18 protein-coding genes are annotated in these 23310 nt (G+C 40.6%); 10 read left to right on the plus strand and 8 right to left on the minus strand.

Annotation, left to right across the window (positions count from 1 at the left end; all coding sequences use genetic code 11):
- Window positions 1-332, minus strand: a 332-nt coding sequence (locus JKG61_RS22145; protein WP_202105192.1) for a PIN domain-containing protein, incomplete at its 3' end; no start/stop codon positions are given.
- Window positions 332-832 (minus strand): hypothetical protein, encoded by a 501-nt coding sequence (locus tag JKG61_RS22150; RefSeq protein WP_202105193.1) that lies wholly within the window; start codon window positions 830-832, stop codon window positions 332-334. The genes JKG61_RS22150 and JKG61_RS22145, both read right to left, overlap by 1 nt.
- A 917-nt stretch (window positions 833-1749) precedes the next feature.
- On the opposite strand from JKG61_RS22150, the gene JKG61_RS22155 reads away from it, so the two are divergent.
- The gene (locus JKG61_RS22155; RefSeq protein ID WP_202105194.1) at window positions 1750-2040 is read left to right on the plus strand and encodes a hypothetical protein; all 291 of its coding nucleotides are present in this window, start codon (window positions 1750-1752) and stop codon (window positions 2038-2040) included.
- Between the two features lie 587 nt (window positions 2041-2627).
- On the opposite strand, the gene JKG61_RS22160 is transcribed toward JKG61_RS22155, so the two are convergent.
- The 5 genes from JKG61_RS22160 to JKG61_RS22180 form a co-directional block, all read right to left on the minus strand.
- Entirely contained in the window at window positions 2628-3182 is a 555-nt protein-coding gene (locus JKG61_RS22160) for a TlpA family protein disulfide reductase (protein WP_202105195.1), read from the minus strand.
- Between the two features lie 131 nt (window positions 3183-3313).
- Window positions 3314-4684, minus strand: coding sequence for a RagB/SusD family nutrient uptake outer membrane protein (locus tag JKG61_RS22165; protein ID WP_202105196.1), 1371 nt, complete (start codon window positions 4682-4684; stop codon window positions 3314-3316).
- A 12-nt stretch (window positions 4685-4696) separates the two neighbouring features.
- Window positions 4697-8173, minus strand: coding sequence for a SusC/RagA family TonB-linked outer membrane protein (locus JKG61_RS22170; RefSeq protein ID WP_202105197.1), 3477 nt, complete (start codon window positions 8171-8173; stop codon window positions 4697-4699).
- Window positions 8174-8399: 226 nt separating this feature from the next.
- On the minus strand, window positions 8400-9539 hold the full coding sequence (locus JKG61_RS23215) for a FecR family protein (RefSeq protein WP_202105198.1): 1140 nt from the start codon (window positions 9537-9539) through the stop codon (window positions 8400-8402).
- Window positions 9540-9599: 60 nt separating this feature from the next.
- Window positions 9600-10193, minus strand: coding sequence for an RNA polymerase sigma factor (locus JKG61_RS22180; protein WP_202105199.1), 594 nt, complete (start codon window positions 10191-10193; stop codon window positions 9600-9602).
- Between the two features lie 948 nt (window positions 10194-11141).
- Here JKG61_RS22180 and JKG61_RS22185 point away from each other — a divergent pair.
- The 4 genes from JKG61_RS22185 to JKG61_RS22200 all read left to right on the plus strand — a co-directional run bounded on the left by JKG61_RS22185 (window position 11142) and on the right by JKG61_RS22200 (window position 14111).
- Window positions 11142-11360 (plus strand): hypothetical protein, encoded by a 219-nt coding sequence (locus JKG61_RS22185; protein ID WP_202105200.1) that lies wholly within the window; start codon window positions 11142-11144, stop codon window positions 11358-11360.
- Window positions 11361-11672: 312 nt separating this feature from the next.
- Window positions 11673-11978, plus strand: coding sequence for a Dna2/Cas4 domain-containing protein (locus JKG61_RS23380; protein ID WP_202105220.1), 306 nt, complete (start codon window positions 11673-11675; stop codon window positions 11976-11978).
- Window positions 11975-12652 carry a virulence RhuM family protein gene (locus JKG61_RS22195; protein WP_202105201.1) on the plus strand — a complete coding sequence of 226 codons (678 nt, stop codon included), beginning with the start codon at window positions 11975-11977 and terminating at the stop codon, window positions 12650-12652. The genes JKG61_RS23380 and JKG61_RS22195 overlap by 4 nt, the downstream gene beginning before the upstream one ends.
- Window positions 12653-12959: 307 nt before the next feature.
- Window positions 12960-14111, plus strand: coding sequence for a TlpA family protein disulfide reductase (locus JKG61_RS22200; RefSeq protein WP_202105202.1), 1152 nt, complete (start codon window positions 12960-12962; stop codon window positions 14109-14111).
- Window positions 14112-14337: 226 nt separating this feature from the next.
- Here JKG61_RS22200 and JKG61_RS23140 read toward each other — a convergent pair whose 3' ends face one another.
- Window positions 14338-14472 (minus strand): hypothetical protein, encoded by a 135-nt coding sequence (locus JKG61_RS23140; protein ID WP_262896221.1) that lies wholly within the window; start codon window positions 14470-14472, stop codon window positions 14338-14340.
- 206 nt (window positions 14473-14678) lie between these two features.
- Between JKG61_RS23140 and JKG61_RS22205 the strand changes: the two genes are divergently transcribed.
- From JKG61_RS22205 to JKG61_RS22225, 5 genes are all read left to right on the plus strand, one after another.
- A complete protein-coding gene (locus JKG61_RS22205) occupies window positions 14679-15731 on the plus strand; it encodes a FecR family protein (protein WP_202105203.1) in 1053 nt (350 codons plus the stop codon).
- A 122-nt stretch (window positions 15732-15853) separates the two neighbouring features.
- Window positions 15854-19258: a SusC/RagA family TonB-linked outer membrane protein gene (locus JKG61_RS22210; protein WP_202105204.1), complete on the plus strand. Its 3405-nt coding sequence runs from the start codon at window positions 15854-15856 to the stop codon at window positions 19256-19258.
- A 5-nt stretch (window positions 19259-19263) separates the two neighbouring features.
- Window positions 19264-21102 (plus strand): RagB/SusD family nutrient uptake outer membrane protein, encoded by a 1839-nt coding sequence (locus tag JKG61_RS22215; RefSeq protein WP_202105205.1) that lies wholly within the window; start codon window positions 19264-19266, stop codon window positions 21100-21102.
- A gap of 11 nt (window positions 21103-21113) precedes the next feature.
- The gene (locus JKG61_RS22220; protein WP_202105206.1) at window positions 21114-22346 is read left to right on the plus strand and encodes a BT_3987 domain-containing protein; all 1233 of its coding nucleotides are present in this window, start codon (window positions 21114-21116) and stop codon (window positions 22344-22346) included.
- 92 nt (window positions 22347-22438) lie between these two features.
- Entirely contained in the window at window positions 22439-23290 is an 852-nt protein-coding gene (locus JKG61_RS22225) for an endonuclease/exonuclease/phosphatase family protein (protein WP_202105207.1), read from the plus strand.
- The last annotated feature ends 20 nt before the right edge of the window (window positions 23291-23310 follow it).

Here is a 23310-nt window from a genome sequence, read left to right on the forward strand (position 1 = left end):
TTGATTATAAAAGGTCCGCGATTAATAGTGTCAAATGGAACATATATTGGTTTAGTAAGCTTATTATGTCCAATGCGCAATACGCCAGATTCGAGGTAAACTCCACGAAAAGAAAAAGTCCCATCATTCTGCGAATAGACATAAATATCAGTTCCTTCAATACTGATATGACTTCTTAGGCTAAGCGTACTATCTGTAGACACCACCTTACCTTTTAAATATGGTCTGTAAACTTGACTGATTTCAGGTGCCTTTACCGCAGCCCGCTCTACGGCGGACTGCGCAAAGGCACAACTAAACAACACACAGAAAATTATATATATACTTCTCATTATATACCCCTCCCCTGTATACCTAACAATCGGGTCAATAGCCCTCTTCTCACTCCTTCTTTTGTGCTTCGCAGTTCCTCTTCGAGGTAGCAGAAGCCAAGTATATCATAGTCATAGTTCATGTAATAGATGGTGTAATGCGCTATGATGAAGTATTCAAAATCTTCTAAGAACGACTCGGCCTGATCGGCCTTCCATCCTGTGCCTCTGGCAGCCAAGATCAGATCAAACAGATTGAAGGTGTCTTGGTTCCAGTTGTACTTGGTCCAGAAGTCTACAATAACTCTACTCGGGCAATATCTTTCAAAATCTATAGCATCGATCTTGATGGCTATGGAAGACAGAAGCTGTGAATACTCTTCGTCTCTTGTGCGCTGCGTTTCATTGGTCGCATTTTCTTTGATGCGTTGGGCATCTTGTCCCATCTTGTGGGTATTTATGGCTTTGGTGGACTGCTTCAAAATGGGCAGTCCTCTCCCAGCCTTTAAAAGAATGTTCATTTTTTAAAGGATTATGCAACAAATAATTGTTGCTAGTTCAAAAATCAATTTGATTTCTGAATGGAGCTTAATGGGGATATAATTAGGGGTTAAAATAGGCTTTTCAATGTTCCATCCATGAAATATTCAAGAAATTAACCTCCGTTATTTGATTAACGATAAAAATTAAACAATTGAATATTTTATTTTATAGAAAAACTATACTATATTTACTTTGCTAAATGTAAAATATACTGCCAATTCTTCTAATTAAGACAAAATAGAGTTTGTTTAATTCGGAGGTTGGTATGTTATAGACTAAAAAGAGATTAACAAATAATAGCAGTTTACTGCCTACTTTTTGTTAGGATATCCATGGACTATGTCCTAGGGCTACTCCCTTTTTCTTTTTGTCTATAATAAAGTATTTACTCTGGCGAACAGGGTATGTTCTTTAAATGTAAGAATTGGGAATACCATGACGACCGAGGGGATATCGGTGTTGGGCGGATTTTGTTGGTTCTTGTTTTCGTTCTCATAATTAATAAAGTTTATGATAACGATGAAACTCAACCAAATATGGAAGACAGCTATAGAAATCCAAAAGGGTGAACTCTAATGCTCTCGACCAACGGCACCGCCAGGAGCCTCTTCTTCTCATACGCGATGAGAGGAATTTTCCATCGAAAGACTAACGTAGAGCCCACCCTTCTGAAAAAAGATATCTCAAAGATATAAATATTTCAGAATCGGGCGAACTCCGAGTCTACTCGCTGGATTAAAACTGGCGGTTTTATGAGCTGAGTGACATCGTTGGATAGAAGTATCGCTTCAATCCTTATTGTCGCTTTAAATAACTATTACAAATATAAGTAATTAAATCCACCTGTCAACTATCGATGACAGGTTATTTTAAATAAAAAAAATAATGTAAATACATGGCAAAAACTAAAGATGAGGAAACCGAGTATTTTAATAAAAACTTATTACTCTTTATTAATGTCAAATTTCTTTCACCAATTACAATTGATGGAAGACCTCCCTCAATTCGTGAATATGAAACTATAACTTCAATTGGCAGAGGAACTATTGACAAATTACTCAAAACAGAAGGCTATGACGTACCAATGTCAACAATTCGTAAAGTCTGTAAATATGCTAAAATATCTTTATCGGAATTCTTTACGATGTTTGAAGCCTATCTGCAAGAAAAGAAGCTGAAACAATGAAGTATAATTTCACTTAGGTAGAGCAATCGTAAAAAACAAAAAGGCCACGACCAGAACATAGAATTGCTATTTGGATACATCGACCGACTGCAAGAGGAGGAAGAGAAAACCCTTGCAAAGCAGCCCCAAAAGGGTAAGATCGGATTTAAGGTAGACGGAAAATAAAAAAAAGACTTGCGTATCGTATTTGGCGAGCAACGTAAAGCCACCCACTCTTACTGAAAGCAATTGGATAGCAGCAGAATCAGGCGAAATCATATCATTCAATGAACTTCTTTCGCTTGGCACCCTATGCGATATCGGTAACACATCACGGGTAGACTTGCGGAAATTATAGTTAGCTAGAATTTTTAACGAGGATGAGTATCCGATCATTCACGCATTTTACTAGGATCATTGAACTGTCTATATTTTCAATTGTCCTATAGCAAGAAATGGGAAATAATTGAAAAAGCTAATGAGAACTTCCCCGAATTGACTTCGGGGAAGTTCTCATTTTGTCAAGTGGACCCTAGTTAAAGCGTCTCTATTTTTCGCCTCAGGGTTTCTCTAGTAACCAGTTATACTAATTCCTTTTTTTGCAAAAACTAATTATCTAAAAAAGGTGCTACATAATTTCTGTCTAATATGTTACGAAAAGTTATTGTCTGCAGTATCCCAAAATGGTTTATCCAATAGTACATCGGATACCCATCAGGTTGAAACATCTCCTCCAGATAGGTGCTTTCGATGATTGATGAAAACGATTCCAGTCCCAAACTCAGGAACCATTTATTATTTAGATAACTGTGTATACTGGCATAATTATTTTTTGTTTTCACACCATTAACCATCACCACTGCCAGCTCATCCTTATAAAGCTCTTTGTAATGATTTATTTCCTTTTGATGTAGAAAACATTTAGAGCAACCGATCATCCAAAAATCAAGAATTAGTAGTCTACCTTTATATTCTTGAAGATTTCTACGAACAGTATCTCCATTGACGTAGAAAAGATGCTCATGAGTCCAAAATTCATCAGGAACTTTATGACCGATTTTTAATGTTACGACTTCTGACTTACGGTCAGAATCAGCTTTTTGCCCAAAAATTTTAAAAGTCAAAATAAATGATAGCAAAAAAATTATTATAGCTCTGTTCATATAATTCTATTTTAATTTGATAGGGAAACACCCTTTAAAAATCTCACAACCTACACTTAATAGGTGCGTATAGTACGATTTCTATTATTTACCCCTTACTTATTTTTAAGGGTACACACTCATGAATTACTTTATCTTGGATTCTGTGGCATACCTGTCATTTCAAGCACATCTTCTGGAATTCCGAGGGCATACCGCTTGTCATTAGCCGGCAGTAACAATTCTTTCCCATTTATATTCCGTGTCAGTATGATATTCGCGCCGTCTCTATTCAAACGTTTGATATCGACCCAACGAAGTCCCCGCCATACAAGTTCCCGCCGTCGCTCTGCTAAGACTAAAGCGAGCGCGCTTTCTTGATTACTAAACCCATAAGGCAAAAACTTACTCTTATCCCAACGCTTTACTTTTAGTTTATTCATAGCTTCAGCAGCCTTATCCAAACGATTTAATCGTACTTCACATTCAGCGACAATCAATAACAACTCAGCACTGGTAATTCCAGTAATCAGTCCCTGGTGCCCCATATGAGTGCCTTTGAATAAGATTTCATTTTCATTATTCTTTCTAAAATAGATAACCTTTCTTAAGTCATGTTCATCATACATACTATAGAGATCCCCATTAACCTTAGCTGTATTTACACCAACCATAAGCGAACCGTACATGCGTGTATAAAAAATTAGCTCAGCGCTCGTCTGGTTTGTAGCAGGTATAGGAAAGGCCGCACCTGAGTTCAATTCGTTAAAGTCAATCACCTGATGAGGGAACTTCAGCGCTTCTTCTGCATGTAGTAAAGCTTTCTCATAGTCTCCCATAATCAGATAAGCTCTAGCTAGTAATCCATAAGCTGCAGCCTTGGTCGGCAACGACGGAGATGTTACGGCAGTAGGCAGCAATGGAATAGCTCGAACCAAATCCGTCAAAATCAAATCGTAAGTCTCCTGAACAGTACTTCGAACAGACGGCAAAGTTATGTCGGGGTCCGTTCGCAACACCATCCCAAGATCTTTATTAGCCGTCTCTTTGTTATAGATCGGCGCCCATATCTGCACCCCATCCAGATAGCGTGCCGCCCGAAAAGCCAAAGCCTGTCCTCTTAGTTCATCAGCCTCTCTTCCAGATAATTGATATTCATCCAAACCTTTCAGAATAGCATTACAGGGATAGATGCTTTTATAACATGCATACCATTCGTGCCCGGCACTAGAAGCAGGTCGAGTTATATAATCGGGCATCCAACTATACAGTCGTTTATCACTTTCATAATATAATCCATTAAAATCTGCATCTGAAAGATACAGGTCATCAGCACTCGCTTCTCCCATAGAGGAGTAGTCGCTATTGAGATAGCCCCAATCATTGATAACAGCTTTAAACTCATCAATAGTTGCAGGTACTCCCAAACTTTTGTCCGATTTTTCTTCTAAAAACTTGCTACAACCGGAGAATATAAACAAGCCAAGAAAAGGCATGATCCATTTATTGTATCGTGTATTCATAACGTTCTTTTTTTAGATTTTTGCTCTAATTCCCAAGGAACAAGTGCTGGGTTTTACGATTCGTCCTCTTCCTAGACTAAAATCCGGATCGATTCCCTTCTTATTGGCTTTCCAAAGAAGTCCTAAATCCTGTAGGTTGACATAGAGCTCCAAGTTTTTGAATCTTTTAAATTGTGAGAGATTATATCCAAGCCGGATATACTGCAAGCGAACATGATCAGCTTTCTCAATTAGGATATTCGCACCTTCATAAAACCGATCGCGGTTACTGTTGGTCGTATAAGGATTGACCGGCACATCAGTATGCGTCTCGTCACCGGGGTTCTGCCATCTCAAACTGTAGTCGCTGTGCCCACGCCCGTTATTAAACAAGCTGGTATAGTTAATAGATTCACGTCTGAACCAATACCCTAGCTTGTAAGTAATGCCGACCTGCAAATTGATGCCATGATAGGAAAATGAGTTTGAAAAATTTCCAAATCGGGTCGGTATTGCCGACCCATAGTATTCTAGATCCTCCACCGCTGTACCCGTGCCCGTGATAGCAGCATAGTCCTTACTCAGCTCCCCGTTCAAATAACCTTGCGCTTCGCCATTATTCGGGTCCAAACCACCCCATTTGTAGGCGTACATCGTATATACAGGATGGCCTTTAATCCCTGAAATAGGAGGTGTCGACATATTGACATAGAGCTGTGCCATGGTACGATCCAGCAGGTACTCTTCGATAGCATCTTTGTACAGACTAAAGTTCAATGTACTGCTCCATTTAAAATGGTTCCCATCTATATTTCGACTCGTCAGTTCCAGATCGAGTCCATGCCCGTACATACTGGCCACATTTCTCTTCATCGATGAAAGCACGCCGGTAGTCAGGTCTACTGGTGCTTGACCGAATAGATTATCGCCCTTCTTACGATAGTACTCGATAGAGCCTGTCAATCGGTTCCCTTTACTTCTAAAGTCTAGCCCTAGATTCAGCATTTTAGAAGTCTCCCACTTCAACAAAGGATTGTAAAAATTAGTATATCGCGCATAGGTAATTCCAGTAAAAGGTGAAGCCTGTCCAAAACCAACCGTACTCACCGCCACCATGGCTGGATCCACATTGCCACTAAATCCGTACGTAGCCCTGATATTCAAGTAAGGGACAAGCTCTGATTTATAAAAACGCTCGTTGGACAATTTCCAAGCAAAGCCTGCTGACCAAAAAGGATTCCACTGGTCGTTGGTCTTCAGTCCAAATAGATTGGACGCATCCCGACGCACACTTGCTGATACGGTATAGCGCTCCTCATAACTGTAAGCCACATTGGCAAATTGCGACACAAAACGTGTCGTCTTATCCCCAAGAGATTGCATATTCTGAATAGTGGATTTGGCACCAGTAATTACGGATGGATATCCCTCAGTATAATCTACATTACCAAAGGTCAGATTATTGGGGTTATAGCCGTAAAAGCGGTCGTTATAACTATTCTGCTGTCCGTCACGCATTTCACCTCCTGCTATTGCACTGATATGTCCCCAATTCCAATTCTTATCATAGCTAAATACTCCTCGGATATTATTGGCCACTAAAACAGCGTTGCTCTTGTCCAAGATCCCTCCCTTGGGTACAATATATTTTACCTGTCCATTCGTAAGCTGTGTGAACCTATTGACATAATCTCTAGCCTCATAGCTTTGCACATCAGCCAGCGTAGAACCCAGAGCCTGCTGTCGCTCATACTGGTAATTGACAGCAGCTTTCAACCCACTAATGATTTCATAATGAAGTTCTACTGTCCCCAACAGATCCGATGTCGTACCGCGCTTAGTTTTATACTTCCAGTCCGTCAAGGGATAATAGTTCCAATCCAACAACTGTCCTCCTCCAAAGGATTCTAGAAAGCTCTGTCTACTGCCTTTGGGTACCGCAAGCGCATGCCCACTCTCGTCCGCAATACGCATATAGGGCAGGATATCTCCCAAATCGGTATAACCTCCTCTCCCCGAGCGGGTATCGGACTGGGTATAATATAGATTCGTTGCCAAAGACAGCTTTGACGTCACTTGATAGGTATTCTGAAATCTCAGATTCATCCGATTATACGTATTGCCCAAGGTCTCAATGTTACGATCGTATCCGACTGCAGAGAGCCAAGAGAACTTAGAAGAACCTCCCGATGCGTTCAGATAATATTGCTGTTTGCTCGCCGGTTTATATACCAATCGATCGAACTGATCCCGCGCATCGATACCACGCCAACTGTCGATATGTGCCAGGGCTTCCTGCTCATCGACCTGCCCCTTATCAGCCAAATCCAACAAATCGATCACCGGACTCAGCACGGGCTTACTAGCCGAATTGATCTTGGTCTTATAGAATCCTCTTTTGTACAGTTCCATTTCGACATCGATAAAATCGGCTCCGTTCATCTGTGGAATATAATATAGATCAGGCTTCGCCTCTATAGTCAGATTGGAATTCATATCCACTGTAGTAGGCCTATTGTAATTCCCTTTTTTGGTCGTAATTACGATTACGCCATTCGCCGCTCTCGCCCCCCAGATACTCGATGCAGCTGCATCTTTGAGTATCGTAATATTCTCGACTATATTGGGATTGATATTATTGAGGTCACCGTCGTAGGGAAAGTTATCCAGTACGATCAGCGGATCTTTGGGACCATTGATCGTACTCAAGCCTCTAACCATCATTTGGGGCTTTCCCTGGCTCCTCCCCACATCCATTACGACACTATTAGCTATGGCTGGAAGTCTCGAGAGTATATCCGTTCCGACCTGTTGATTGAAACGCTCATTGCTCACTGTAGAGAAAGAACCTGTCGCCCGCTCTTTGGGAAGCTGTTGGTAACCTGTATTAACTACTTCCGCATATGCAATCTCGTTCAATGCTATTTTCAACACCACATCAATCACAGGATGATCCGTCGATATGGCTTCTGTTTGATAGCCAACCGAACTAAAAAGTATTTTAGTATCATCAGATTTTAAAGCAAGGCTATATTGTCCACTTATATCTGTAAATATGATGGTTCCACTATTTTCTGCTTTTACGGTTACTTTAGAAATGGGATTACCGATGCTATCCATCACCCGACCGGTAATTATCCTTGCACCTAGACTATTTTCGGTGACTTTTTTGGAGATTGCCCTGGGCTTAATAATGATCGTGCGGTCTTTGATTTCATACTGCACAGGATACTCCTGTAATAACTGTTTCAGAGCCTGCTCCAGAGGCACACCTTTTAGCTGTATAGTCACAGGTTTGGTATCCCTAAACGTTTCAACAGAAAACGCGGTAAAATAGCCGGTCTGTTTGCCTATGTTTTTTAAGACTTCTGCAAGCGGCCTGTTCTTGGACTGTATGGTGACTGTATTAGTCTGCGCATAGGCAATATTCGGCAAAAATGCCAGCAAACCAATCGCAAGCAGACTTATAAAATAAGCTACAAGCGGTTTGTAATGAATGCTTTCATCCATAATATGAATTGGTTAGGTGGTACATACCTGTACTTTTTAGTTGAGAAAATAAAGCGCCATATAAGCACAATAATCTATAACTATTATGTATGTTTGTACCGTTGGTTTCTTAAAATGCTATTTATCAAAATATTTTTATAACCGACACTTTGGCCGGAACCGCGTCGAAGGTTCCGGTTTTTTGGTTTCATAGGTATTGTATGTCGGAGTGTACAATCCCGCGTTTTTATTTGTCTTCTCTACTTACGGTGATCCTCCTTCCTTTTATAGTATATGTATAGTCTGTTATTTCTTTTAAATTGTAGAGTAAGATAGATAAGTTCTGATCTCTGTTGGTGCTTAGGTAAATAACTTTATTGCTCAGTTCTCGCGGATACTCAAATTCTACATCATACCATCTTTCTAACTGCTTAAATACTTCGACAAGTGGTATTTCATTAAAGTATAGCGAATTTTTAGTCCACGCTATTGATTCTTCAGCATCGACCTCAAGTACCTGTATCTTTCCTTCATGTAGAGTGGCCTGTTGCTGAGGGCGTAATACAACACTACTTTTCCCATCTGTGACCCTGACTGATCCTTCTACTAATGTTGTCTGCTTTAAATTGTCATAGGTGCGGACATTGAAGTGTGTGCCCAATACTTCGATTGTCTGTCCTTTACTATTTACCCTAAACGGCTTTCCCTTTACCTTCGCCACTTCAAGGTATGCTTCGCCTTCTATCTCGACATTTCTGCTGTTTCTGTCAAATGTGACAGGATATCTAATGTAGCTATCGGCGTTCAGCCATACTTTTGTTCCATCAGACAACACCACTTGATATTGCCCTCCTCTAGGTGTAGACAACATAGCGGTACCTCTCGGTGTTTCGGCAATGGGAACTCCATCGCTATAACTGATATTTCCGCTCATTAAAATGGCTTCTTTTTGATCTGAAAGGGTTAAGATCTGGCCATCTGAAAGGCTCAGTGTAGCTCTGTTATTTCCGGCAGAGAATTCCTGCGGGGTAGTAATGGCTGCAAATGTATCCCTATCAGACCGTGTTGCAGTGCGGATCTGTAACAGATAATATGAGGTGAATGCAAGCAATAGAACAGATGCAGCTGCGATCCAATAGATTCTAGATGGCCTTTTCGGCTTGGTATAAACCTCTAAATACTGAGTAACACGGTGCTGGATGCGTGTGATACGTTCGCTATCTTCCTCAGGTTCGAGTTTGGACAGTTGTTGCTGTAAAAGTTCCATCCACAACTCGCCCTCTTCTTTATGACCGAGATATGTAAGAATCTTATCCAGATCTTCTTTGGTATATTCTCCGTGAATATAACTTGTAAAAAGGCTTTTGATATATTCGTTCTTTTCCACAGTACCATATTTTGAACTAAATACGATCGACAGCAAAAAAGCAATGCACCAAAAATGAAATTAATTTGAAAATATAGAAATCAGGATAAGGGAAAGTAATTGTGGGTTACGGATCACTAGTTTTTTCAATGCTGTATTAGCCCGTAAAATATGTGAATTGACAGTCGCCTCGGATATACCTAAGAGTTGACTTACCTCTCTATAGCTAAGTCCTTCAATCTTGCAAAGCTTATACACTTCTTTTTGTTTGGCGGGCAGTTGGTCAATGAGTTGATTTAAAAGAACTTCATTTTCTTTCTTATATAATCCGGCTTCAATGGGTTCGTAACCTGATTCTATAACAGGGTAAAAATACGCTCTCATCTTACGGTCATGAATTGCCCGTTTGAAAAGGTCTTTTGCCTTGTTTGCTGATATCATGATCAGATACCCCAATACTGACCGCTCGGAGTCTATAGAATGGCGGTGTTCCCAAAGTGCAATAAATGTTTCTTGCAAGATCTCCTCGGCAAGGTTATCATTCTTGAGTATTTTTAAAAGATTAGAAATGAGCGGGCGGCTATATATTGTGTATAACTCGTTAAAAGCAGTTTTACTTCCTGTCTTTAACTGACGTAACAGCTCCTTCTCATTTATGTTTATAATCTTTTTCATTGGGTTAGCGAGGTAAAGAACCGTAATACTTTTGATATTTCAAAATCTAAGAAATTTGTATGCGCCATAATTACTGTCAATATATCTTGCTTAAAAAGAGGTGTGTCTTTCTGTTTAACACAGAAGATGGGGCTTAATTCTCCAAAAAGATCGAAGTTAGCGAAGAAGAAATAATAAGGAGACTGGAAGTTAGCGAACCCGTCAGCATTTACAGGCTAAAACATATTAAATAGTTAGTCTAAGGCAAACATGACTGTGAGATTCAAATAGGTCACTCCTACAGATGACGCATGAATGTTGGCTGCGCCTTCCAAACGACCTGAGTCCTAAGGTGCTGTCAACTGCGTAAACAGAAATCATCAAATATCATAAAGCGGCCCCTATGTGAATTAGAAGTAGGTTTCATTTTATCATGTAGGCTCTAATTAGACCACACAAATACTCTCTATCAAGCTATTACTTAGCATTTTGAACCGATTTGATGGTGCCCGTGCTTGCCTTCAGCTTTTGCCTCTTTTTAACATAGGCTAACGTACTGTTATAATCTTTTTTATGTTCTAAGCTGCTACATATGTTATTTTCTCATCAGGGGTTAGCTATTAACATCTGTGATTATTAGATTGAGAGGTAACTAACTTAAAAATAAAATAGAAGAACTACTTTCGAAGCAATAATGTGTTTTTCGATAAATAGCCCATTGGTACATGATGGTGATAGGACACTTTGAGTTTTCTCAAGACTCTCTGCAAGTATTGTTTCACGCTTCTTCACCAATTGAGGCTCAAAACTAGATCGACGGTCACGGGGAGTGTCGATATCAATAGTCTCATCAGTTTTACAAATCTTAACATTGAAAAGGTAAGGTCTGCAAAGTTTAAAATAGCAGCTGACTTTCAATTTCAGCTTTTCCAAATCCATAAAAATGATTTTCAAAAGAGGGAATACTTTATGAAAAGGCCGAAAATACAGGACGCTATTGATAAAAAACTGATAAATAGCGATTTTTTCCAATCCGAAAGAGAGATTAATGAAATAGTTACCTATTTCGATGATATGGGATGGAAAATTTTAGGAACATCTTTACAGAATGAACTGAAAAAACATCCTGAGGTTCAGGTTACTCCCCACTCTACAAAAAGGAATACGAATGTTTATAGGAAGAAGTAACCAGCAACGCTTCTATGTATGAAATGCAGATTTTCCTCTTTGTAAATACTAGCAGTCATGACTCTCTTAAGAGCGTCCGCCGTTCAGGAAACAAAGAAAGAAATAAACATTTTACAAGATAGCCCTCGCAGACTGCAAGGGCTATGCTTAACCAATTATGACTCCGCAGGGATGCGGGTTCGTTTTACCAAGACTAAAGATAACTCTTATATATCTATAAAACAATAGGATACAAATTATCTTTATGACTTATAGAAACCCATTCGGCGGCATCCCTTCACTCCTCACCCTTAATTAATACATCCAAATTAGATAGCTTTACGGTTTCACGAAACTAAACGAAGGAATAAAGTTGAAGAAGCGCATACTTGGCAAGTTAAATTTTACTTGTGGCTATTGCATCTAAACGGAGTAGAAGACGGAACAGGAATTATAGAATATCCTTTGCTTCGACAAACAAACACGGTGGAACTAACAAAAGAAGATATTGTACAATTGAATGAATCGGTCGTTAAAATAAGTAATCTTCAGCAGTCAGAACAATGTCCATCTGTTATTAATGAGAAGATTTGTAAATCATGCTCCTATTACGAGTTATGTTATATCGATGAAGAATGAATAAAATATCAATTTATAGAACAAGTGATTCAAATGTAGAAGTCAAAGTTGTTTTTGGAAATGAATCTATTTGGTTCGACACGCACGTAATGGCTACGTTATTTGATGTAAATAGACCAGCTATTCTAAAGCATATTCAAAATATTTACAAATCGGAGGAACTGAATGAAAGTTCAACTTGTGCAAAAATTGCACAAGTTCGCCAAGAAGGGAAAAGGTTAGTTACGAGAAATCTACTCAACTATAACTCGGATGCAATTTTATCCGTTGGTTATCGCGTCAACTCGAAACGAGGCACTCAATTTCGACAGTGGGCAAGCCAACGACTCAAGGATTATTTGGTACAAAGTTATGCCATTAATGAAAAACGCCTCGCCGAACAACAACAACAGGTAGAACATCTTAAAACCGGTATCAGAATATTAAGCAGAGCTATAACTCAACAGGTATCGGTAGAGGATAGCGAGGCTTTGAAGACCTTCGCAAATGGTCTGCAGCTATTGGACGACTACGATCATGAACAGTTGGATCCAAAGGGCAAAACCGCAAAAGATGCACAATATCCGTCAATAGCTGAATATCTGAAACTCATAAATAGCATGAAATCAGATTTTAACTCTGCCGTGTTTGCTAAACCTAAAGACCATGGTTTTGAAAGTGGATACTGGAATTGAAATATGCACACGGTTTGGTACAGGTTATTTTCTTCCTTTGTGTGCCCCTTCGTTTAAGACGCAAACGCATGTATTTATTTCCTTAAATATAAAAAAATGAAATAATAATTTTTTTTTAGTAAATTGGTAACGTTAACGACGTTGCTTAAATAAACGAAACATATAAAATATACAGCTAGGAGATACGAGTTTACCCACATTTACTTATAAATATGGCAGGCAAAATTGATAAACAGGAAAACTATATCTTAATGAGTGTCGATACAGAATCTTTAAATCATACTTCATAAATTAATGCATGCATAAAATGAAAAAAATCAACTTAACACTACTGCTAATTATAGCGTCTATTTCTATATATGCACAAAAGCATAATTCCATTACCGGGACTGCGCCAGAGAAGTATAATGGAAGCTATGTATACCTGTCAAAAATATATCTTCATAACCCTTTGGCGATTAAAAACTATATTGACAGTGTACATATCATCGATGGAAAATTTATATTCAATAACGATCTATCATCAACAGATACTGTATTATATGCAATAACTCTTAATAACAATACTAACCTAATTGCAAGTGATGACAAACCGGTAAAAGCGACATATATTGAAGGTAGTTCTTCTGGATATTTCCAAATTAGTGGCTCATTGGTTAACAATAGTTTAAATACAATTATGACATATCCGCGTCAGTTGATAGAAAACCGTGCTGCATTGGTCAAAAAGAAAGCCGAGTTATCAGCTAAAAACGAATGGACGTTGGAAGATGAAGAGATAACAAAAGAAAAAGATAAAAAAGAATTGCTGGATTTTGAAGAAAACGTACGCACATTCGTCAAAGATCATACAAGCAACCCGGCAGGACTATACATCTATATACTACATGATCATCTCTTTAGGGGAGATTTAAAAAATGAGATCGAATCAAAACTTAGCGAAGATGAAAAACAAAAAGTCGTAATAGCCAAAGAATCTATTACCGAAATGTTGAGACCCATAAAAAATTCTACAGCAATAAAAAAGCTCCTAAAAACAGGAGATAAATACATCGATTTTGAAAGCGAAATGCTATCAGGGGATAAGGCAAAACTTTCCACAATTATTTCTTCAAAAAAACTGACTCTTTTAGATTTTTGGGCTTCATGGTGCGGCCCTTGCCTAAATGATATGCCTGAAATGGTCAACCTGCAAAAAAAACATAAAAACAAGGGCTTCCAAATTGTAGGTATATCATTAGACACCGACAGCGATAAATGGAAAAATACAGTTGAACGTTTAGGTATGCAATGGGTACAGTTTATAGACTCCAATCCGTCAAATCCTATTGCAGAGTCATACGAAATAAGTTCTATTCCTCATACAGTATTGATTAATGAGGATGGTGATATTGTAGCTATTGGATTGAGAGGTAACGAACTTAAAAATAAAATAGAAGAACTACTTTCGAAGCACTGACGTGCTTTTCGATAAATAGCCGATTGGTACATGGTGGTGATGGGACACTTTGAGTTTTCTAATGACGGCAAAATTATTAGACTAGCTTATCGACGCATAAGCTATTAAGTATCTTAGTGGATAAACCCATACCTCAAAATAGCGTCTCTCTTCAGAAAGGTCATAAAACAATAATAGTCCCTAATTGTACCAAATGGTTATCATACTCTATATTGATGTGCCCTAATTAGAGTTTTGCGACCTCTTCCGCAGTCAGTTTAGTGAATTTTACAATTTGCTCTGTGCTTAACCCTACCTCCTTCATCTCCTTGGCGATCTCAATAGCCTGTTCATGCTTTCCTTCTGCTTTAAAATTGTCCATAATGACGATGGTATACACCTCGGGAATATCATATCCACAAGAAGAGCGGTTGCAATGGGGGGCCTTTTCCGAAACCACACTGAACCGTAGGAGGGCATACGCTTTTTAAAATTCTTGTAGATAAATAAAACACTATAAATAAGACTATTACAAAAATAACACAATCCAGACCCCTACCAAAAAGCAAAAATGAGATAGTATAAGACATGGAGCATAAACAAATCTTGGTACTGATCGCCAAACTACAGCAAAATACCATCACAGCCGATGAGCTAAAGGAGCTAAAGAAAATATTCAGCACCTCCGGTGATTCCAAAGAACTGATGAGGCTCTTTAGAGATACTTATGAAACACAGTTAAAACAGAAAGACAGCCTCGATATATACGAAAGACAACATCAAGTTAAAAACAGGCTCATCAACTCTACCGCTCCTGCTAATATTCCGCATCGTCGAAAGAACAATTTTTATTATTGGACAGCTTGCGCCATTGCCTTAATATTACTTATCGGAGGTTTTTTTTACTCAAAACAACTCTCATCATCTATGGATACCCTAGAGTTGATCCAAGTCAGTACGAAAGCTGGAGAGCGCAAGAAAATAACTTTACGCGATGGGAGCAGCATTTTGCTGAACGGCAATAGCAGCTTGTACTATCCAAAACTGGTAACAGATGACTACCGCATGGTAAAACTACAGGGCGAAGCCTTTTTTGACGTCGCATCAGACAGACAGAAGCCTTTTATCGTTATAGCAGACGATTTTACTACACAGGTGGTAGGCACTTCATTCAACATAGACACCGACAATAACCGTACTATACAGGTCAATACCGGCAAGGTCAATGTTTTCAAAGTGAGTGATAAAAGTATCACTCAGGCGTTAAAAGCGCATCATCTGCAAATCAGCAAACTAGATAAAGATATCGCTGCGATATCTACAGGCAGCGTCACATTGATAGAAGGAGAAAAAGCCAAACTAAATGCTACCGGTGCATGGGAAGTATCCCCTTATTCTCTAAGAAACTGGAAAGATAATGAGTTGACCTATATCAATGAACCCATGACTAAGGTCGTACGCAATCTTTATCGCAATTTTGGCGATTCCATACGACTAGATTCTAGCTTTATGAATAAAAAAATAACCATCACGCTCAGTAACAAGAATAGTATACAAGTATTGAACACCTTAACAGAATTATGCAATGGAAAACTAATATTAAATAAAGAAAAGAATATTTGGCAGATCACTGAACAATAAAAAAGCCGGAAATGCAAGGCATTTCCGGCTCAATTTCAGATTTCATTCTGTGCGCCTGAGAAACATACCGAATGATTATCCTACACATTAACAAAGTATTAACCTTATTAACTATTGCAAAGATGCAAAAAAAAAGACAGAGTAATTATAATCTTAACCTCTCTCAAATCATGCGAATATCATTTATGTTCTGCACCTTGCTATGCACGACATGCATCGTTCTAGCCAGCAATAAAAGTTATGGACAAAAAGAACTGGACCGCACAATTCAGGTAAACTTTAAGAGCGTAAGTTTAAAGACTGTACTCGAAGAGCTACAAACGCGCTATCAGATACCAATAGCCTATAGCAATAGTGAGAGCTATCTCGATTCAAAAGTCAACTACTCCGGCAAGAAAAAAGCCAAAGATGTATTAAATGAAATTTTAAAGGTGCATAACATGACTTATGAGCTACGTCATGATTATGTGCGCCTCATTAGCAATAAAGAGCCGGCAGTTCGAGGCCATCAAGCCACGCAGCATTTATTAACCGGTTATATTACTAATGACAATGGACAACCTCTACAGGGAGTCACCGTAACTGTAAAAGACAAAAGTAGTTTAAAGACCACGACCGATTTTAATGGAAGATTTGTCCTCAATGTCCCCAACGGGTCTACCATCGTAGCATCACTGATGGGGCATATCACTCAGGAGATATTGGTAGGCAACGAAAAAGACATACATATAAAACTAGAAGAAGATCTAGCGGGTATTGAGGAAGTCGTGATTGTCGGTTATGGTGTGCAGAAGAAGGAGAGCAATGTAGGCTCTCAAGCGACGATCAAACGGCAAGAGCTCAAAGTACCTGTCGCCAATCTTTCTACGGCTATTGCAGGACGTCTTGCAGGAGTCGTCGCTACACAGCGGGGTGGAGGTCCTGGGTCAGGTGGGGCTGATCTATTCGTTCGCGGTATTGCTACTTTCTCCTCTTCGCCACAAAAACCTTTGTTGGTCGTCGATGGTGTTCCTGACAGAGAGATCGACAATATTGACCCTGAGGACATCGAGAGCTTTACGGTTTTAAAAGATGCAACAGCCACTGCGGTCTATGGTACCCGTGGGGCCAATGGTGTCATCATCATCAATACGCGTCGCGGTAAAGCCGGTAAAGCGGTTATTACAGCCGAGGCCAACCAAGGAATTGTAGGATTTACCTATCTTCCCAAATTCGTGGATGCTCCTACCTATATGAAATTGTATAACGAAGGTATCATGATGCGAGGCCGGCCGCAGACTGAAGGCTATGCGGACGAAATCATTGCCAAGCATGCTTCTGGAGAGGATCCGGACCTCTACCCTAATGTCAACTGGTACGATGTTCTTTTTAAGGATTATGGAAACAATAACCGTCTAAATCTCAATATGTCAGGAGGTGCAGATATTGCTCAATATTATCTGTCTGTGGGATATTATGGAGAGGTCGGACAGTTTAAGACTGATGATATTGAAACATTCAATGCCAAGCTGAAACAGGACCGCTTCAACTTCACGAGCAATACAAATATCAATCTGACAAAAACGACTAAAGTAGACTTTGGTCTGAACGGCTATATCACTAATCTGAACCGTCCCGCTTATGGGATCAATGATTTATTCGTTTTGGCGACAGCCTCTGCTCCCCATGTTATACCGGCGAGGTTCTCTAACGGGCAGTGGCCACAGGTCAAAGGCCTCCTCCAATCTCCATATATGGCTTTAACCCAGAGTGGAGTCAACAACCGCTATGATAATGCCATCCGTTCCAACCTAAGAGTAACGCAAGAGTTGGGTAGTATTACGGAGGGCCTGCGTGTATCCGGCATGTTTGCTTTTGATGTCAATTCGCAAAATTCACTCAACCGTGAGCGGACTTTACAGACCTATTTTGCAACTGGTAGAGATGCCGACGGTGAGCTTATGACCGAGATCAGCAGTGAAGGTTCACAGGATCTACGCTATAGTTTAAGCCGATATGGTGACCGACGCTTCTATGGCGAGGCTTCTGTAAACTACAATCGTACATTTGCCAACAAACATGAGGTCGGCGGCTTATTCTTATTCAACCAGTCTGATTACATTGATGCTACGTATCGGGTAAATAATTATACTGCGGCGATCCCTTATCGTCAACGTAACTTTGTAGGCAGGGGGACTTACGGGTATGACAGTAGATACCTTGCTGAGGCCAACTTTTCCTATTCCGGATCAGACAATTTCGCTCCGGCCAATCGATACGGTTTCTTCCCTTCGATCGGTGTAGGATGGATAGCTTCGAATGAGCAATTCTTCTCAGATTTAAAGAATACTATTTCCCATCTGAAATTTCGTTATTCCTACGGTGTCTCCGGTAATGCAGCGGTAAATGATCCTAACAATCGCTTTCTTTATCTCAATCGCTTTGCACGGGAAAGCACAGAATATGCTATAGGTGATCCTGGATCGCAGCGCACTTATAAAGGCTATAACGAATCCCAAATCGGAGGTAATGTACGCTGGGAATCTTCCTATCGCCATAACCTAGGAATAGAAATCAATTTTTTCAATAACGAACTTTCTTTAATTACAGAACTTTTTAAAGAAGACCGGAGTGGCATATTAATGCGAGACCTTACAGTACCTTACGCTTCGGGATATACCACCGGCAACCTTCCCTTCATGAACATCGGCAAAACCAGTAACAAAGGGATTGATCTCACTCTAGAGTGGAATAAAAAATTCAAGAATGATTCATTTATTATGGCGCGCGGTACATTCAACTACAATACCAATCTCGTCGTCCAGGATAACTTACCCCCATTCCAATATCCATGGCAGGACCGCGAGGGGCATCGTATCAGTCAGCGATTCGGCTATATTGCTGAGGGACTCTTCAAATCTGAAGAAGAACTGGCCATCTCCCCCAGACAGGATGGCGATGTACGGGTAGGTGACATCAAATACAAGGATCTCAATGGGGATGGTGTTATAAATGCATCCGACACCTACGCCATCGGCTATGGGGATACCCCATTGATCATTTATGGAATAACCTTAGCCGGTGGGTATAAAGGTTTTGATTTTAGTATGTTTTTTCAGGGCGCTGGCATGGTTGATCTAAATATGTCTTCGGGATATGGTATCACTCCGTTTCCGACGGGTGCCACATATGGCAACTTGTATGAATCAATATTAGACAGATGGGATCCTGAAAATCCGGACAAAAAGACCTTATATCCTAGACTATCTACCAGCCAACATGTTACGACCAACTACCAGTCTAGTAGCTGGTGGATAAAACGTTCAGACTATCTGCGATTGAAGCAAGCTGAAATAGGGTATAATTTTACGGACAAGGCTTTGTTAAAGCGGTTAGCTATTCAAAAATTAAGGATTTTTACCAATGGAACCAACCTGTTTACCATTTCCGACTGGAAGCTCTGGGACCCCGAGCTAGGCGATGGTCGTGGAGTGGTATATCCAAATACCCGTGTATTTAACCTAGGGCTAAGAATTAATTTTCAATAATCACCATGAACAAGAGCATAAAACTATATACTGGAATCTTTTTGACTGCCGCCATCATGACGCAGTCTGCATGTAAAAAGAATTTTTTTGATACCCAACCGGACAACGAGCTCAACATCGAGTCTATCTTTACCAACCGTAATCAGACGGAGCAGTACTGGGGTGGTTTATTCACAGCCGTACCCGACGTATGGAATCAACCATTCGGAGAACTATGGTCTGCAGTAACAGACGAATGTGATATGTCTAACCAGACAGCGACAACAATCGACGCCATGAATAACGGTGCCATCAATTCGACAACAACGACCAACCTAACCACTGCCCAGTACTATCCCAAAATACGTCAATGCGGCATTTTCTTAGACAATATCGATAAGAATAAAGAGTTGCTAAATACAGCCTCAGGCGCATATGAGGTGGCTCGGATGAAGTCTGAAGCCAGGTTCCTGCGCGCCTTCTATTATTGGCGTATTATGCAGATCCATGGACCTATCTCTATACTTCCGGAAGACACCAAACTGCCTACTGATAATTACCAGATCCCAAGAGCAACTGTCGACCAAGCAGTGGACTGGCTATTGAGTGAGCTGGATAAGGCTGCAACGGATCTACCGGAAGAAATCTTTCAATCCGGTACGACTACAGCCGATCCCACACAGACAGGACGTATCAACCGGATGATCGTAGAAGCGCTCAAATCGCGGATATTACTTTATCATGCATCGCCTCTCTATAACGGTAATAAAGATTATGCAGGTTTCAAAAACTTAGACGGCACTGTATTGTTCAACCAAACCTATGAAGCCTCTCGCTGGACTAAAGCAGCTAACGCTGCCAAGTCTGCCATCGATATGGCGGAGCGTAATGGCAAAGGGCTTTATCAAGTCTCTGATGCTGATCCTTTTCGCGCAGCTTTCTTGTCCTCTAGAAACCTCTACTGGGATGGCTGGCGTAAAGAAGGGATCTGGATGAGACCCACATCAGGAACCCGCAGCTGGGAATCACGGACTGCCCCCCGATCCATAGCGGGTACTGCATTCAGTTATATGGGAGTTACCCAAGAATTCGTTGACGGTTTCAGAATGGCCTCAGGTTTGTCCATTGAGCAAGATCCTTCCTATAAGGAAAGTGGCTTCACTAACGCAGGCAACGAATACTATGTAGCCGGAACCAGCAAAATGTACGAAGGCCGAGAACCACGCTTTTATGCATTTGTCACTTTCAACGGATCCATGATCCCAGGAGCAGCCAAAGCTGGTATGACACGGGTCGAGTTTTATAACACTGGTAATTCGGGTAAAGCCGGAGCGCCCAGAGACTGGTCCAAGACGGGATACACCATCCGTAAGAATATACATCCCACATTTAGCATGACTCCTGCCGTTAATGTAGCCCGTCCTGCTATGTTCATCCGTCTGGCAGAGCTTTATCTGAATTATGCAGAAGCACTTAATGAATCTGACCCTAATCATCCGGATATACTAAAATATCTAAACGCTATACGCCAGCGTGGTGGTATTCCAGCTATTGCGCCGGGGACATTATCACAGGAACAAATGCGTGAAGCGATCCGCAAAGAACGCCAGATCGAGCTGGCATTTGAAAACCACCGCTATTTCGATGTACGCCGTTGGAAAATAGCAGATAAACCGGGATACTACCAGGGTGGTACCTATACGGGGATGGACGTCTCTAAAGGAAGTACCCTCAGCGACGTAGGCTTCCATACGCGTACCCCAGCTGTACGCAGGGCGCCCTGGAACAATCGTTTTTATTTCCTACCCCTATTACAAAGTGAGATGGATCGAAACAAACAATTAGTACAACTACCTGGATATTAAGATTTAGAATCATGATAAAATATTTTTCAATACTATATACCCTACTCATTTTTACAATCCTCAGTGCTTGTAAACAAGAGCCCGACACATCCTATGCCGAGAACTATAGAGCTGTCTATATGGCCAAATCGGCAGATCTGCAGACTTTTGTGTTCCAGAAATCTGCCGGCACCGATAAAATATTTGTAGGTGCCAATTACGGTGGGATCGATCGTGCCCCGGAGGATATCCGTGTGAAGTTTGAAGTTGACCAGTCTCTTGTTGATGATTATAATAATTATTACGGGACTGACTATCTCCCTCTCCCTTCCGGAAATATTGATTTTTCTCAAAAAGAGGCTCTAATCAAAACCGGTGATATTCAGACTGAAGCCCTTCCTGTAGCAATCAATTTCACAGGCTTGGCTACATTTACGAATTATCTTTTACCGGTTAAGATCAGTTCGGTATCTGGCAGCGTTGCATTGAAGGAAAATCTAAAAACCACCTACTTCCGTATCGAAGTACGTAGTACACCTGTGCAGGTCAAAATCATGGCACTAGGAAAAGGAGGAACTAACAATGATATGGACAAATTGGCCCAGATCATACAAGGATCGGAGGCAGATATCGTTGTCATCCGTGAAATAGATAAAAATACAACGAGAAGTGGCGCAGCAAACGATTGGCCTGCTATACTTGAGCAGAAGCTCGGTGGCGATTTCAACACCATATTTGCTCCCTCTATACTCGCTTATCAAGGTGGACAATACGGAATGGCTGTCTACAGCAAATTTCCTATTTCGAATGAACAGACGTACCGATTAGTTGCCAACGGTGCAAACCAGGGCGACAATTCTGAGCGGGGACCATTTACAGTAATGGATCTCGATGTACAAGGTGAAAAGCTTCAATTTGCAGCCGTTCACACCAATGCTAATGCTACCGCCAGAGCTACACAACTCGGCGAGATGCTAGCTATCCTGGGAAATGACGACGGTAAGCCTTCTATTTTAGCGGGTAATATGAACGCCAATCCGAACGGAGGAGATTCCTACGCCGCACTAGCAGGTATAGGTTTTCAATCGGCATGTTTACCCTGCCAACCTAACTTTTCGGCCTCTAATCCTACCTCTTGGTCGGATATGGTTCTGACTAGGGGTACAGGACGCTTTAGTGTCATCTCCCATACCGTGGGCAATGGACAACAAACCGTAGGGGGGACTCATCTACCCATATTTACGACGTTAAACGTTTACTTTTAACACATTAGATCGGGAGGAGTGACGTTCCTCCCGATGTTTATATGTTAACAAAAGATAAATTATAATTAGATTAAGAGCTATAAACAAATAATATGATGAAAAGATACGCAATGACCATTTTGGCTTATATGACTACCTTCGGACTAACCTTTACTGCATGTGGTTCCAAAGAGAGCGGACCGGATGCACCCATTGACCCCACTCCACCGGTAAGCAAAGATGTTACGGTTAAAGTCATGAGTTACAATCTATGGGCTTCCCGACCAGGCAATCTACAGCCTCAAAATATGATTGAGATGGCCGAAGTTATCAAGCGGGCCGATCCTGATTTGGTAGCCCTGCAAGAAGTAGACAAGCTCACCAAAAGAAACCCAATTGATGTCACCAAGGAGTTGGCAGAACGTACCGGAATGAAATACTATTTTTTTGCTAAAGCGATGGATCATAACGGCGGGGAATACGGTGAAGCCATTCTTTCCAAATTACCTTTTAAAGAGACCAAAGCATACAGCTTAGGTTTTCTTCCTGAATATCCAAACAGTGAGCCCCGCGCCATTGCGATGGTAACCGTAGAAAAAGAAGGTAAAGAGTTTCACTTCGTAGGCACCCATTTGGATCATCTTGAGATTAATGGAAACCGTGATAAACAGGCCAAAGACATTGTAGATATTTTTAAAACATTTACCAAACCCGTTATTCTAGGCGGAGATCTTAATTCTCTTCCGGACTCGGAAGCAATACGTATTCTACGTGGGCATTTTACCTTAGGCTGTCTCAATAATAATTGTGCTTTCACCTTTCCAGCCACTAATCCAAACCGCACGATAGATTATTTAATGTATGCCCCATCCAGCGCTATTTCAGTTCAGTCCTATCAAGCGTACACCTGGGCGGGATCGGCTTCAGACCATCTACCCGTATTAGCTACTTTTACATTAAAGTAAAACGGCGTATTATGTTCTCC

It is taken from the genome of Sphingobacterium faecale, from assembly GCF_016746095.1.
Lineage (GTDB): Bacteria > Bacteroidota > Bacteroidia > Sphingobacteriales > Sphingobacteriaceae > Sphingobacterium > Sphingobacterium faecale.